This is a genomic window from Shinella sp. GW835-FHT14H05, assembly GCF_058793575.1.
On record NZ_JBXAFY010000003.1, the window covers coordinates 324,109 to 337,621 of the forward strand.

The 13,513-nt window shown below is 64.2% G+C and carries 14 protein-coding genes; 3 read left to right on the forward strand and 11 right to left on the reverse strand.

Annotated elements, in window-relative coordinates; translation table 11 throughout:
• Position 1 precedes the first annotated feature (1 nt).
• Entirely contained in the window at positions 2–784 is a 783-nt protein-coding gene (locus tag AC1Q6Z_RS12720; protein WP_492648075.1) for a carbon-nitrogen hydrolase family protein, read from the forward strand.
• Here AC1Q6Z_RS12720 and AC1Q6Z_RS12725 read toward each other — a convergent pair.
• The 8 genes from AC1Q6Z_RS12725 to AC1Q6Z_RS12760 form a co-directional block, all read right to left on the reverse strand.
• Positions 781–1,659 (reverse strand): DMT family transporter, encoded by an 879-nt coding sequence (locus tag AC1Q6Z_RS12725; RefSeq protein WP_492648076.1) that lies wholly within the window; start codon positions 1,657–1,659, stop codon positions 781–783. The two genes, AC1Q6Z_RS12720 and AC1Q6Z_RS12725, sit on opposite strands and share 4 nt — an antisense overlap.
• A 63-nt stretch (positions 1,660–1,722) precedes the next feature.
• Positions 1,723–2,595: an N-carbamoylputrescine amidase gene (aguB, locus tag AC1Q6Z_RS12730; protein WP_492648077.1), complete on the reverse strand. Its 873-nt coding sequence runs from the start codon at positions 2,593–2,595 to the stop codon at positions 1,723–1,725.
• Between the two features lie 15 nt (positions 2,596–2,610).
• Positions 2,611–4,281 (reverse strand): amidohydrolase, encoded by a 1,671-nt coding sequence (locus tag AC1Q6Z_RS12735; protein WP_492648078.1) that lies wholly within the window; start codon positions 4,279–4,281, stop codon positions 2,611–2,613.
• A 22-nt stretch (positions 4,282–4,303) separates the two neighbouring features.
• On the reverse strand, positions 4,304–5,485 hold the full coding sequence (locus AC1Q6Z_RS12740; RefSeq protein WP_492648079.1) for a serine hydrolase domain-containing protein: 1,182 nt from the start codon (positions 5,483–5,485) through the stop codon (positions 4,304–4,306).
• 78 nt (positions 5,486–5,563) lie between these two features.
• On the reverse strand, positions 5,564–6,598 hold the full coding sequence (locus AC1Q6Z_RS12745) for an extracellular solute-binding protein (protein ID WP_435265677.1): 1,035 nt from the start codon (positions 6,596–6,598) through the stop codon (positions 5,564–5,566).
• Positions 6,599–6,615: 17 nt separating this feature from the next.
• Complete coding sequence (locus tag AC1Q6Z_RS12750; RefSeq protein ID WP_256116523.1) at positions 6,616–7,428, reverse strand: ABC transporter permease; 813 nt, start codon at positions 7,426–7,428, stop codon at positions 6,616–6,618.
• Positions 7,421–8,347 carry an ABC transporter permease gene (locus AC1Q6Z_RS12755; protein ID WP_256116525.1) on the reverse strand — a complete coding sequence of 309 codons (927 nt, stop codon included), beginning with the start codon at positions 8,345–8,347 and terminating at the stop codon, positions 7,421–7,423. The genes AC1Q6Z_RS12750 and AC1Q6Z_RS12755 overlap by 8 nt, the downstream gene beginning before the upstream one ends.
• Positions 8,348–8,349: 2 nt before the next feature.
• Positions 8,350–9,447, reverse strand: a complete 1,098-nt coding sequence (locus tag AC1Q6Z_RS12760) for an ABC transporter ATP-binding protein (protein WP_435265676.1) — start codon at positions 9,445–9,447, stop codon at positions 8,350–8,352.
• Positions 9,448–9,702: 255 nt separating this feature from the next.
• On the opposite strand from AC1Q6Z_RS12760, the gene AC1Q6Z_RS12765 reads away from it, so the two are divergent.
• Positions 9,703–10,389 (forward strand): GntR family transcriptional regulator, encoded by a 687-nt coding sequence (locus AC1Q6Z_RS12765; protein WP_435265675.1) that lies wholly within the window; start codon positions 9,703–9,705, stop codon positions 10,387–10,389.
• A gap of 99 nt (positions 10,390–10,488) precedes the next feature.
• A complete protein-coding gene (locus tag AC1Q6Z_RS12770) occupies positions 10,489–10,650 on the forward strand; it encodes a hypothetical protein (RefSeq protein ID WP_439615676.1) in 162 nt (53 codons plus the stop codon).
• Between the two features lie 4 nt (positions 10,651–10,654).
• Here AC1Q6Z_RS12770 and AC1Q6Z_RS12775 read toward each other — a convergent pair whose 3' ends face one another.
• Genes AC1Q6Z_RS12775 through livM form a run of 3 tightly spaced genes read right to left on the reverse strand, consistent with a single transcriptional unit; the run spans position 10,655 to position 13,508 of the window.
• Entirely contained in the window at positions 10,655–11,389 is a 735-nt protein-coding gene (locus AC1Q6Z_RS12775; protein WP_492648080.1) for an ABC transporter ATP-binding protein, read from the reverse strand.
• Complete coding sequence (locus tag AC1Q6Z_RS12780; RefSeq protein WP_492648081.1) at positions 11,386–12,204, reverse strand: ABC transporter ATP-binding protein; 819 nt, start codon at positions 12,202–12,204, stop codon at positions 11,386–11,388. Before AC1Q6Z_RS12780 ends, AC1Q6Z_RS12775 begins: the two co-directional genes overlap by 4 nt.
• Positions 12,201–13,508 (reverse strand): high-affinity branched-chain amino acid ABC transporter permease LivM, encoded by a 1,308-nt coding sequence (livM, locus tag AC1Q6Z_RS12785; protein ID WP_492648082.1) that lies wholly within the window; start codon positions 13,506–13,508, stop codon positions 12,201–12,203. The genes AC1Q6Z_RS12780 and livM overlap by 4 nt, the downstream gene beginning before the upstream one ends.
• Positions 13,509–13,513: the final 5 nt, after the last annotated feature.

Consider the following 13,513-nt stretch of genomic DNA (forward strand, 5'->3'; position numbering starts at 1 on the left):
CATGCGCATTGCCGCCCTTCAGATGCATGCGATCGCCGGCGATGGCGACGGCAATCTCCAGCGCATCGCGGCTGCCGCCGCCGATGCGGCGGCGGGCGGCGCGAAGCTGCTGATCGTGCCGGAACTCGCCGTCACCGGTTACGGCGCGGGGGAAAAGGCCTTCGCCGGCCTCGCTTCGCCCGCCACCGGCGAGGTGGCGGAGCGCCTCGGCACGATCGCGCGCGAGAACGGGCTTGCCATCGTCGCAGGCTTTGCCGAGCAGGAAGGCCGCGATACCTTCAACAGCGCGCTCTTTACCGATGGCATCGGCACCAATGCCGTCTACCGTAAGTCCCACCTTTACGGCGACTATGAGCGCAACGCCTTCCGGCCCGGCGTTCCCGCCTCCGTCATGGTGGAACTGGGCGGCATCCGGCTCGGCATGCTGATCTGCTACGACGTGGAGTTTCCGGAAAACGTGCGCCGCCTGGCGCTTGCCGGCGCCGATCTCGTCGTGGTGCCCACGGCGCTGCCGAAGGGCTCCTCCGGTACCTTCATCGCCAACCACATGATCCAGGTGCGTGCCTTCGAGAACCAGGTCTTCGTCGCCTACATCAATCATTGCGGCGCCGACGACCATTTCACCTATGCCGGCCTGTCGCGCATCGCAGCGCCCGACGGCAAACTGCTCGCCGAAGCGTCGGCCGAGGGCGAAACGCTGCTGTTCGCCGAAATCCGCCCGGAGGATTATGCGAAGTCGCGGGCGGAAAACACCTATCTCGTCGATCTCGGCCGCCCGGCCTAGAGGCTGATCAGCGCCGTTCCGACGACAGCCAGCGCGGCACCCGCCCAGGCGCGGGGCGCCGGCACGATGCCGGTGCGCGCCCAGACCATCGGCAGGATGACGACCGGCGTCATCGACGAGAGCGTCGAGACGATGCCGATCGTGCCATGCGCCAGCGCCGCCATCAGCAGCGACATGCCGAGCCCGACGCCGAAGAAGGCGGAGCCAACCGCAAAACCGAGCGCGCGCCTTTCGATGCGGGCCGCGGGCTTCAGCGCCGGTAGGGGCACGAGCATCAAAAGCAGGAAGAACAGCGCCGCGATGCCAGAGCGCACGGCCATCGCCGTGAAGGGCTCCACGCCACTCGCCATGGCCGGGCGGGCGGCAAGGCTACCAAGCGCCTGGCCGAGTGCGGTCACGACGCCGAGCGCGATGCCGAGCCAAGGCGCTTTCTCGCCGCCTTTTGCTTTGGAGCCACTGCCCGCGCCGATCGCCAGCACGATGCCGCAGAGTACGCAGGCGATGCCGATGCCCTGCTGGAGATCGAGCGTTTCACCAAGGAAGACATAACCGAGGCCGACCGCGAAGGGCGCCGTGAGCGAGAACAGCAGCGCGGTCGTGCGCGGGCCGGCGGCATAGATCGCCGCGAAATAGGTGGTGCTGGCGATGATGATACCGAACAGGCTGGAGACGGCGAGGAAGCCGAGCTGCCAGGCCTCCACCGTGCGCCAGCCGCCAACGACCAGCGATGCCGCGGCCGTCATCAGGAAAGCGGCGCCCATCTGCAGGCGGGCGAGGTCGAGGAGGGCCAGGCGGCCGCGCAACTCGCCGACGAGCATGCCGCTCAGCGCAATGCAGACGGCGGCCGACAGGGCAAGGATTTCAGCGATGTACATGGAAAGGCCAGACGATTGATCGTCCGGCCTATCGCATAGTTTGCGGGCTGCGGATAGGGCTTTTCAGAGCCGCCCGTCCAGCGTGCCGACACGGCCGTAAAGATCCGGCCGGCGGTCGCGGAAAAGGCCCCAGCCCCAGCGCTGCTTCTCGATGGCGTCGAGGTCGAAACTGGCGACCAGCACGCCCTCGTTCTCGCGGTCCGCTTCCACCACCTTCGCGCCGGTATGGTCGGCGATGAAGGAGGAGCCGTAAAAGGTCATCGACGTGTTGTTGCGGCCTTCTTCGGTGCCGATGCGGTTGGAGGCGATGAGCGGCACCATGTTGGCGCCCGCATGGCCCTGCATGACGCGCTGCCAGTGCCCGGCGCTGTCGATCGTCGGGTCCTGCGGCTCCGTGCCGATGGCGGTCGGATAGAGCAGGATTTCCGCGCCCATCAGCGCCATGCTGCGCGCCGCCTCCGGGAACCACTGGTCCCAGCAGATGCCGCAGCCGATCGTGCCGAACCGGGTCTTCCAGACCTTGAAGCCCGTGTCGCCCGGCGAGAAATAGAATTTCTCCGTATAACCCGGCCCGTCCGGAACGTGGCTCTTGCGGTAGTTGCCAAGCACCGTGCCGTCCGCATCGACGATGGCGAGCGAGTTGAAGAACGCCCGCTCGGCCTTTTCGAAATAGCTGACCGGCAGCACGACGCCGAGTTCGGCGGCGAGTTTCGCGAAATGGCCGATCAGCGGGTTGCCTTCGAACGGTTTTGCCAGGTCGTAGAAGCCGGCATATTGGTCCTGGCAGAAATAGGGCGTCTCGAACAGTTCCTGGATCAGGATAATGTTCGCGCCCTGCCGGGCAGCCTCGCGCACCAGCCGCTCGGCGGTGGCGATGTTCTGCTCGATGTCCCAGGTGCAGGCCATCTGGGTGGCGGCGAGCGTTACGGTTCTCATGGCAAACCTCCCCGATCAGGCCTGGTAGGTGACGCGGCCGTCGCAAATCGTCGTGACGGGGCGGATCGCCGCAAGGTTTGCATGTTCGGCGGCTTCCACATTGCCGGAGAGCACGACGATGTCGGCGAGATAGCCGGGCTTCAGCACGCCCTTGCGGTCTTCCATGAACTCCACCCAGGCGCCGTTCTTCGTATAGGCGGCGAGCGTTTCATTGAGCGAAAGCCGCTCGTCCTTCATGCCGTCCTTCCAAACCTCGCGCGACATGGCGCACTGGATGCAGTTCATCGGATCGAGCGGCGAAACGGGCCAATCCGTGGCAAAGACAATCTCGGCCCCGGCATCGACCAGCGTGCGCCATGCGAAAGCATACGGCCAGCGGTCTTCACCGATGTAGGAAAGGTAGGGTTCGAGCGGCAGGCCGGCGCTGCCCGGCGGATGGGTCGGCTGCATGGAGGCGACGGTGCCGAGTTCCTTGAAGCGCGGGATGTCGTCCGGATGCACGACCTCGATATGCTCGATGCGGTTGCGGCTGTCGCGCTTGCCGTTCGCCTCGATCGCCGCCTCATAGCCGTTCAGCACCATGCGCACCGCGCCATCGCCGATGGCGTGCACGGCGACCGGCAGGCCGAGCTTGTCGGAAGCGATCGCGACGTCGTTGAAGTGGTCCTGCGAGAACAGCGGATCGCCCTTCAAACCCGGCTGGTGGGCATAGTCCTCGACGAAGACGGCCGTGCCCGATTCCGTCACGCCGTCCATGAAGAGCTTGACGAAGTCGCAGCGCAGGCGATCGGAGTTGAAGCGCTCGCGCCAGGCGGCGGCCTTGGTTTCGAGGTCCGACAGCGGCATGAAGTTCTTCATGTGGAAGGGCATGCGCACGCGCACCGGAAGCCCGACCGTGCGCTCGATTTCGTCCAGCATTTCTAGCTGGTAGAGACTGCCGTCCATGTTCTGCAACGAGGTGATGCCGAGCGAGGCGACATAGGCGAGGCCCTGCTTGATGATCGCGATGTCGCCGGCGCGTTCTTCCGCCGTCACATGTTCCGGATCGCCGCCGGTGCCGACGCCGAGCATTTCGCGCCCGCCGGTCTCGCCGAGGGCCGAGACCGGGCGGATGGCGTTGCTTTCGCGCAGTTCGCCGTTGGCAAGGCCGTCGTCGCCCATGACGATCTCGTTGCCGACGCCCACATCGCGGCCTTCCAGGATGCCGCCCATCTTAAGGGCGAGCGTGTTCGCCCAGGCGGTGTGGTGGTCGGGCGCGAAGATGAGCAGCGCGCGGTCCGAGAGGATGCGGTCGAGGTGATGGCGCGTCACGCGCTCTTCGTCGGAGAGGATTGTGTAATCGGCCTGCTGGGCGACCAGCAACTGGCGCTCCGGATATTCGGCCGCATAGGCCTTGACCGCGGCTTCCAGCGCGTCAAAACCCTTGACGCCGGAGAGCGACAGTTCGCTGAGTTCGGCGGAGCCGCCAAAAATATGCATATGCGCTTCGTTGAAGCCCGGCAGCACCGTGCCGCCCTTGGCGTCGATCACATGGGTGTCGGGGCCGGAAAAGGCGTCGATCTCGGCTTCGGAACCGACGGCCAGGATGCGGTTGCCTGCAACGGCGACCGCGGCTGCCCGCGGGTTCGCCTCGTCCATCGTCAGCACCCGCGCGTTGCGGATGATAAAGCTCGCTTCGGTCTGCATGGCGTGTTTCCTCGATGTTTTTTCAGATTGCCCGGCGGCTGAGCGCCCGGAGGAACGTGAACAGGTCCTGGTTCTCCTCGTCGCCGAGCGGCTCCGGGTGGGAGGAGAGCTTGACGATGACCGTTTCGGTGCTGGGATCGACATAGAGCCATTGGCCGTGGATGCCGATGGCGCAAAAGGCCTGGTCGGCCTCGCCGGATTGATACCACTGGCTGCGGTAGCGCCCGTTCGGCAGGTCGACATTGCGGCCCTGCTGCCAGGCCTCCTTGTCGCCATTCTCCTGCATGTCGCGGATCCAGGCTTCCGGCACGATCTGCTTGCCATCGCGCGCGCCGCCGTTACGCAGCAATTCGCCGAGGCGGGCGAGGTCGCGCGCCGTCATGGAGACGCCGCCGGCGGTGCGCGGCGTGCCGATCGCATCCACGCTGATATCGGCATTGCCCTTGGCGCCCATCGGCTTCCACAGCAGTTCGGAGGTCAGGTCGGCGAAGCGCGCACCCGTGACGCGCTCGATGACGACGCCGAGCAGGTCGGCGTTGGGCGAGGCGTAGTAGAACGGGCCACCATGCGGCCGCTCGGCCTTCTGCAGGGTGACGAGGAAGGAGGCGAGCGTCTCGGGCTGAATATTCGGCTCCGGCGGGTTCCAAAGCATGGCGCGGCGATAGCGCGCGAAGGCGCCGTGCGGGTCGAGATAGGCTTCCTCGAAATCAAGGCTGACGCGCATGTCGAGCACGTCGCGGTAGGTGCAGTCGCCATAGACGCCGCCCTTCGCCTCGGGAAGGTAGTCCGTCACCGGCCGGTCGGGATCGATAAGGCCTTGGGCTTCGAGAATGCCGGAAACGACCGCCGTCAGCGACTTTGAGATGGAGAAGACGAGATGCGGCGCGTTGGGGTCGGCATGCGGCGCATAATATTCCGCGACGACCTCGCCCCGGCGCATCATGACGAAGGCGTCGGTATGGGCGAAGTCGAGGAAGGCGCGTGCGCTTGCGGCGCTCGCAAGGCCGGTTTCCATTGCCGCGTCGAGGAAGGCATCGCTTTGAAGCGGCACTTCCGCCGTGGCGGCTCCCGCGGCGATCACCGCCGTCGGCACGAAATCGCGGACATTCTGAAAGGTCCAGCGGCTATAGGGGGCAGTGCGCCAATTGGCGAGGGTGACATCGGCGCGGGCAAAGCCGTGCTGGTCCTTGAACGTCTTGATCATGACACATCCAGCCGAAGCGCGGGAAGGCGATGTGCCTTCCCGCGTAGGGCAGTCCTCATTTGTTTCGGCCGGAGCCGCTTACTTCTGCAGTTCGGTCCAGAGCTTGGTGTAGAGTTCCTGCACTTCCGGCGCGCAGGCGAGGTTGAACTTGCCGGCGGCCTTCAGTTCGGCCGGAATGTTGATTTCCGGCGCATCCTTCATGTCTGCCGGCATGAAGGGCTCCGAGCCCTTGATGCCATTGGCATAGCGCGCGAAGGTCGAGATCATCGCCGCATTTTCCGGATCCATGATGAAGTTCAGGAAAAGCTTGGCGTTATCGACGTTCTTGGCGTCCTTGAGGATCGCGGCATTGTCCATCCAGACCGGATAGCCTTCCTTCGGATAGCCGTAGACGACGTCCGGGTTCTGCAGACGGGCGCGGAACGAGGCGCCGTTCCAGTTCACGCCGGCGGCAAGGTCGACCTTCGAATATTTCTCGATATTGCCGTAGTCCATCGAGATCCACTTCGGCTTGGCGGCCGTGAGGATGTCGCGCGCTTTCTTGAGGACCGTCAGGTCGCCCGTGCAGGGCTCGCCGCCCGCATAGGTCACGACCATGTGCATGACGTCGGACATTTCCGGAACGACATTCACCTTGCCGACGAGTTCGGCCGGCGGATCGAGGAAGATGGCGGACGTGTTGATGTCGCCCTTGTAGATCGACTTGTTGACGGTCACGCCCGTGGTGCCCCACAGCCACGGAACCGTATAGTGGCGACCCGTGTCGAACGGCACGTCAACCCACTGCGGATCGACGTTCTTGAAATTCTCCATCTGGTCGGGGCGCGATTCGAGCAGCAGGCCTTCCGAAATCCAGATCGGCACGACGCTTGCGGATGGCACGACGATGTCGAAGCCGTGGCCGCCCTGGCGGATCTTGGCAAGCGCGGTATCGTTCGAATCGTAGTCGGTGACCGTCACCTTGACCTTGTAGGCCTCTTCGAACTTCTTGATCATTTCGGGGCTGGTATAGTTGCCCCAGTTGAAGATGTTGAGTTCACCCTCGGCATGCGCGATGGCGGTGGAGGCCATCATGCCGGCCGCGAGTGCGATCAATCCCAGTTTCATTTTCATTGGCTGTTCTCCTTTGTCTATTCGTTGTTTTTGTTGGGGTTCCGGCTGAGGAAGAAGAAGACGGTGACGATTGCGAGCGACAGCACGAGGAAGGCTGTCGAGATCGCGTTCATCTCCGGCGTCACGACACGGCGCAACTGACCCAGCATGTAGGTCGGCAGCGTATCCTGTCCACCGGACTTGACGAACTCGGTGATGACGACGTCGTCGAGCGAGATCACGAAGGCCAGCATCAGGCCGGCGAGAATGCCCGGCCAGAGCAACGGAAGCGTGACATAACGGAAGGTCTGGAAGGACGAGGCGTAGAGGTCGGACGCCGCCCGTTCCAGCGAGAGGTCCATGCTTTCGAGCCGCGCGCGGATCGGCATATAGGCGAAGGGAATGCAGAAGGCCGCATGCGCGACGATGAGGTAGCCGAGGCCGGAATAACCGGTCCACACCTTGATGCGCGAGAAGAGGATCAGGAGCGCCACCGCGGTGACGATTTCCGGCACCAGCAGCGGCATGTTGATGATGGAATATTTGAAGGTGAGGCCGCGATAGGGTGCGGTGCGCGTGGTGGCGATGGCCGCGAGCGTCGCGCAGGCCGTGGCGATGACGGCGGCGACCGCGGCGATGCGCAGCGACCGCCAGGAGGCTTCCATCACCTGCTGGTTGTTCCAGGCGCTTTCGAACCAGCGCAGGGAAAAGCCTTCCCAGGTGGCGATGGAGGTGCCCGAGTTGAAGGAATAGACGACGAGCGTGGCGATCGGCAGGTAGAGCAGGAAGAAGCACAGCATCGCGATCGTCGCGAAACCCGGCTGCCGCTTGATCGAGAAGGACTTAGCCATGGGCGCTGCCTCCGGACTTGGATGCATTGCGCACGTAGTAGAGCATTGCAAACAGCACGATGATGACCAGCGTGACGGAGAGTGCCGCGCCGAGCGGCCAGTTCCGCCCCTGGCCGAATTGCAGTTCGATCAGGTTGCCGAGCATCAGGTTCTTGCCGCCGCCGAGAACGCGGGGCACGACATAGGCCGAGAGCGCCGGCACGAAGACCAGGATGGAGCCGGCGATGATGCCGGGTTTGACCAGCGGGATGACGATGCGCCACAACACGCCGAAGCGGGAGGCGTAGAGGTCGTAACCCGCCTCGATCAGCCGGAAATCGAGTTTTTCCAGGCTCGCATAGAGCGGCAGCACCATCAGCGGCAGGTAGACATAGGTCATGCCGAGCATGATGGCGAAATCGGTGAACATCATCTGGATCGGCGACGAGATGAGACCGATCGACATCAGGAAGGAATTGACGATGCCCTCGCTGCGGATCACCTCCTGGATGGCGAAGGTGCGGATAAGCATGTTCGTCCAGAACGGAATGGTGATCAGGAACAGCCAGAGCGAGCGATTGTGCGGCGCGCGCGTCGCGATGAAATAAGCCGTCGGGAAACCGAAGATCAGGCAGAGCACGGTGGTGGCGAAGGCAAGCTTCACGCTGCGCCAGAAGATCAGGAAATGCGCGTCGGCGAGCGAAACGGTCTCGTCGAAAATATCGCGCGTGAAGAGCACGTTGAACCAGCCCTCCGAGGAGAATTCCAGCTTCACGTCGCCATAGCTGCCCGGCGCGAGGAAGGAATAGAACACCACGATGAGAAGGGGACCGACCCCTGCGGCGAGGATCAGAACCAGGGCGGGCGCGCTGAGCAGCCAGCGATCCCGGACGTCCTTCTTCTGCCTCTGTTCGCCGACGTCCTGAGCACTGTCCGTCATCTCTAGTCCCTCAGGATCTGTGCGACGTCATCATTGATGGCGACGCTGATGCGTTCGCCAACGGAGAAGCCGCAGGGGGCGCTGTTGGCGTTCTGCTGGCGCACGGTGAAGGTCTTTCCGTCGTCGATCGTGACGTGGAAATGGTTGTCCGTGCCGAGATAGACGATGGTGTGGATCGCGCCTTCCAGCACGCCGGAGCCTGGCGGGCCGAGGCGGGCGTGTTCGGGGCGGATGACGATGGTGACCTTGCCCTGCGGCGTGACGCCTTCCGGATAGGTGGCGGAGATTTCAGCACCCGACGAGAGCCGCACGCGGGCCTTGTCGCCGGAGACCGAAACGACGTCTGCCTCCAGGAAGTTCGTCTCGCCAATGAAGTCGGCGACGAAGCGTTCGGAGGGGCGATCGTAGATGTCCCAGGGCGAGCCGATCTGGCGCACCGTGCCCGTCGACATGACGGCGATGCGGTCGGACATGGTGAGCGCTTCTTCCTGGTCGTGGGTGACGAAGACGAAGGTGATGCCGGTTTCGGTCTGGAGCCGCTTGAGTTCCACCTGCATGGACTTGCGCAGCTTGAGATCGAGGGCGGAGAGCGGTTCGTCGAGCAGCAGCACTTTCGGCCGCGGTGCAAGGGCGCGGGCAAGCGCCACGCGCTGCTGCTGGCCGCCGGAAAGCTGGGTGACCGGGTTGTTGCCGCGCCCGTCGAGATGCACGAGCTTCAGCATGTCGCCCACGACCGAGTCGATTTCCGACTTCGGCTTGCCCAGCATCTTCAGGCCGAAACCGATGTTTTCGGCCACCGTCAGGTGCGGGAAGAGGGCGTAGTTCTGGAAGACCGTGTTGACCGGCCGCTGGTTCGGCAGCAGGCGGGAAATGTCCGTGCCGTCGAGCAGGACCTGCCCTTCGGTGGGCAGCTCGAAACCGGCGATCATGCGGAGGAGGGTGGTCTTTCCGCAGCCGGACGGGCCGAGAAGGGTGAAGAATTCATTCGAGCGGATTTCCAGCGAGACGTCGTTGACGGCCTGGAAGTTGCCGAACCATTTCTTGATGCCATGCATGCCAATGGCGCCGCCATGGGCACCGGTCGTTCGGGTCTCAGTCATCGGTTCCCCGTTTTTCGGCAGGCGTGTCCCGAGCTTTGCCCGATCCGCCGGCTGTCCTCTCGTCCGGCCGCTAATCACGGCTCTTATGTGATAGGCTTGTCTTGCTTATGATCACAACAAACCATAATTTGATCAAATCTGTAAAGGGCCATTTTGTGCTTTGGGAATTTATCCGCCCTGCGTGCAAAGATCACGGAATTCAGCCCTGAGACGAAAGACGGCATAGGCCGGGTCTGCAGACGGGAGGATTTGAGCATGTTGGTTGCAGCCAGTCGAGAGACTTCCGAATCGGCCAAGCAGTGGGTCTACCGCGTGCTCAGGCGGGGCATCATGACGGGCCAGTTCGAGCCGGGCGACCCGGTCACCATCAACGGCCTAGCCGAGACGCTCGGCGTCAGTGCAATGCCGGTGCGCGAGGCCTTGCACCGCCTCGTCGCCGATGGCGCGCTGGAGCTTCTCGACAACCGCCGGGTGCGTGTGCCGGACCTCGATCCGCAGCGTTTCGAAGAGGTGCTGGAGGCTCGCGTGGCGCTGGAAACGCGGGCTGCCGAGCGCGCCATGCCCTTTATCGACGAGACGCGGCTCGCCCGCATGCGGGCATTCGACAAGCAGGCTGATCAGGCGCTGGCGGATGGCGCTTTCGGGCGACTGGTGGAGGCGAATTTCGATTTCCACCGCTGCCTCTACGAGGCGCGGCCGGGCACGGTGCTGCTGCCGCTGATCGAATCCCTCTGGCTGCGTCTCGGCCCCTTCATGCGCCGGGCGGGCGAAACACTGTCGGAGACCTACCAGGTCGACCGGCACGCCGAGGCGCTGGTGGCAATCGTCAAGCAGGATGCGGAAGCCCTGAAGGCCGCGATTGCCGCCGATATCCGCGACGGCGCCGGTCTTCTCGGGCGCAGCCATTTCGAACGGATCGCCGCGCTCGGGAAAACGGCCTGACGGAAAGACGGGAACTTTTGCTCTCAGGCGCTTGCCGGTCGGGGTCAATCGCCGGTAAATCTCTGCGCGATTTGTTCTGCCCGTGCGTCGGAGGCCGCCTTGAACGACAACAATGTTCTGAAATTCGAACGCCGGAAGCCGGAACCCGAGAACAAGCCCAAGGCGCCGGGACCGAAAAAGGGACTGATCTGGCTCGCCGTCGTGGCCGTGATCGCGCTCGTCTGGGCCTATTACCAGTTCCTCGCGCCGCAGGCTCTCTGAGCCCTCAATGCAGGCCGAGATAGGCCTTGCGCACTTCGGCATTGTCGAGCAGCGCGGCGCTTTCACCGGAGAGGTGAATCCGGCCGTTGACCATCACATAGGCGCGCTGCGAGAGTTTCAGCGCATGGTTGGCGTTCTGCTCGACGAGGAAGATCGTCTTGCCCATCGCGGCGATCTCGGCCAGCACCTCGAAGACCCGCTTGACGACGAGGGGCGCCAGCCCCAGCGACGGCTCGTCGAAGAGGATCAGTTCCGGGCGCGCCATCATGGCGCGGGCGATCGCCAGCATCTGCTGCTCGCCGCCCGACATGGTGCCGGCCGTCTGGCTGCGGCGTTCCTTGAGGCGCGGGAAGAGCTCGAACATCTGTGCCCGATCCTCCTCGAAATGCCTCATGCCGATGGGCGTCGTGCCCATCATCAGGTTTTCCTCGACGGTCATGTCCTGGAAAATTTGCCGGCCTTCCGGCACCAGCGCGATGCCGCGCCGCGAAATGCGATTCGTCGGCAGGGTCGAAATGTCCTCGCCGCGGTGCAGGATACGACCGGACGAGGTGCGCGGCGCACCGAAGATGGTGGCGAGCAGCGTCGTCTTGCCGGCGCCGTTCGCGCCGATCAGGCTGACGATCTCGCCCTTCGAGATCTGCACGTCGACCGCTTTCAGCGCTTCGACGGGACCGTAATGGGCATGCACGCCTTCGAATTGCAGCAGCGGGCCGGCGGTGGGTTCTGTCGTGCTCATGCCGTCACCTCTTCCTCGCTGACGCCGAGATAGGCGGCGATCACCGCCGGGTCGTTGGCGACGCTGTCCGGCGTGCCGTCGGATATGACCTCGCCGTGATCGAGCACGACGATATGGTCGGCGATGCGCATGACGAGGCCCATGTCGTGCTCGATGACGAGCACGGAGAGATCGTGTTCGGCGCAGAGCCGCTGGATGACCTCGGAGAGCTCCCGCGTCTCCGACGGGTTGAGGCCGGCGGCCGGCTCGTCGAGGCAGATCAGCGCCGGCGAGGTGCACATGGCCCGCGCGATCTCAAGCCTCCGCTGGCGGCCATAGGGCAGTTCGCCGGCAAGGCGGTTGGCGTCGTTGGCGAGGTTCATCTGGGACAGCCAGTAGTAGGCGCGGTCGACCGCCTCGGTCTCGGCGGCGCGGTAGGCGCGGGTGCGGAACACGCCGCTAAGCAGGTTGTTGCGGGTGGCGAGATGCTGGGCGACCAGCAGGTTTTCTACCACCGACATTTCCTTGAACAGCCGGATGTTCTGGAAGGTGCGGGCGATGCCGGCGCGGGTGACGAGGTGCGAGCCGCCGGTGATCGGCCGGGTCATCAACTGGCCAATATCCTGCGGGCCGTTACGGCCGTTCAGCAGGATGCGGCCTTCGCTGGCGCGGTAGAAGCCGGTGATGCAGTTGAAGATCGTCGTCTTCCCGGCACCGTTCGAACCGATCAGCGCGGTGATGGCGCCCCTCTCGGCGGCGAAGCTGACATCGCGATTGGCGACGATGCCGCCGAAGCGCATGGTGACGTTCTGCACTTCCAGAATGGGCGTCTTCATCGGCCTGCCTCCGTTTGCGGCTCAAGACGGAGCGCGATGCCCGCCTCGCTATGGCTGGAGGGGAAAAAGGCGGGGCGGGTAAGGCGCACCAGGCCGCGCGGCTTCCAGATCATCATCACCACCATGAGGATGCCGAAAACCAGCACGCGGTACTCGGCGAAATCGCGCAGCAGCTCGGGCAGGATGGTCAGCACGATCGCTGCAAGGACGACGCCGACCGTGGAGCCGAGGCCGCCGAGCACGACGATGGCGAGGATGAGGGCGGATTCGAAGAAGGTGAAGGATGTCGGATTCACGAAGCCCTGGTGGACCGCAAAGAACACGCCGGCAATGCCACCCGTCGAGGCGCCGAGCATGAAGGCGGAAAGTTTCGTGAAGACGTGGTTCACGCCCAGCGAGCGACAGGCGATCTCGTCCTCGCGCAACGCTTCCCACATGCGCCCGAGCGGCATGACGCGCAGTCGATGCACCGCGTAGATGACCGCGCAGACGACGAGGAACAGCACGACATAGATGAACCAGAACTTGTAGTCGCCGCTATAGCTGATGCCGAGAAATTCATGGATCGGCACGCCGCCCTGCTTGGCCGTGCGGGTGAATTCCAGGCCGAAGAGGGTCGGGGCGGGCACGGGCGCGCCGTTCGGCCCGCCGGTGAATTCCAGCCAGTTGTTCAGCACCAGACGGATGATCTCGCCGAAGCCGAGCGTGACGATGGCGAGATAGTCGCCATGCATCTTCAGCACCGGGAAGGCGAGGACCATGCCGAAAAGCCCGGCGAGGAACGGCGCGATGATCAGCGCGCTCCAGAAGCCGAGGCCGAGATATTGATAGCCGAGCGCCAAGAGATAGGCGCCGACCGCATAGAAGGCGACGAAGCCGAGATCGAGCAGGCCGGCAAGGCCGACAACGATGTTGAGGCCGAGGCCGAGCAGGCAGTAGATCAGCGCGAGGATCGCAATGCCGAGGAAATATTTGTCGGCAAAAAAGGGTAGTGCGAGCCCGGCGAGGAAAAGGACGGCGAGCGGCAGGAGGGGTGAACGTTCCTGCCCGGTATTGACCGTGACGCCGGAATTGCTGCCTGCAAGCCGGCCGCGCAGGCGTTTTCCGAACTCGCTCATGCCGGCAAGCGAGACGAGCAGGCGGCCGGCCGTGATGATGGCCGCGAGCGTCACCGCGCGGCCGAGTTCGTTGCGAAAGCCGAAGCCGTCGAGCACCAGACCGGAGATCGGTCCGAACAGGATGAGCGAGATGACGAAGGTGAGGACGGCTTCCTTGAGAAGGGAGGCGAGGCGGTTGTTCTGCATGGCGT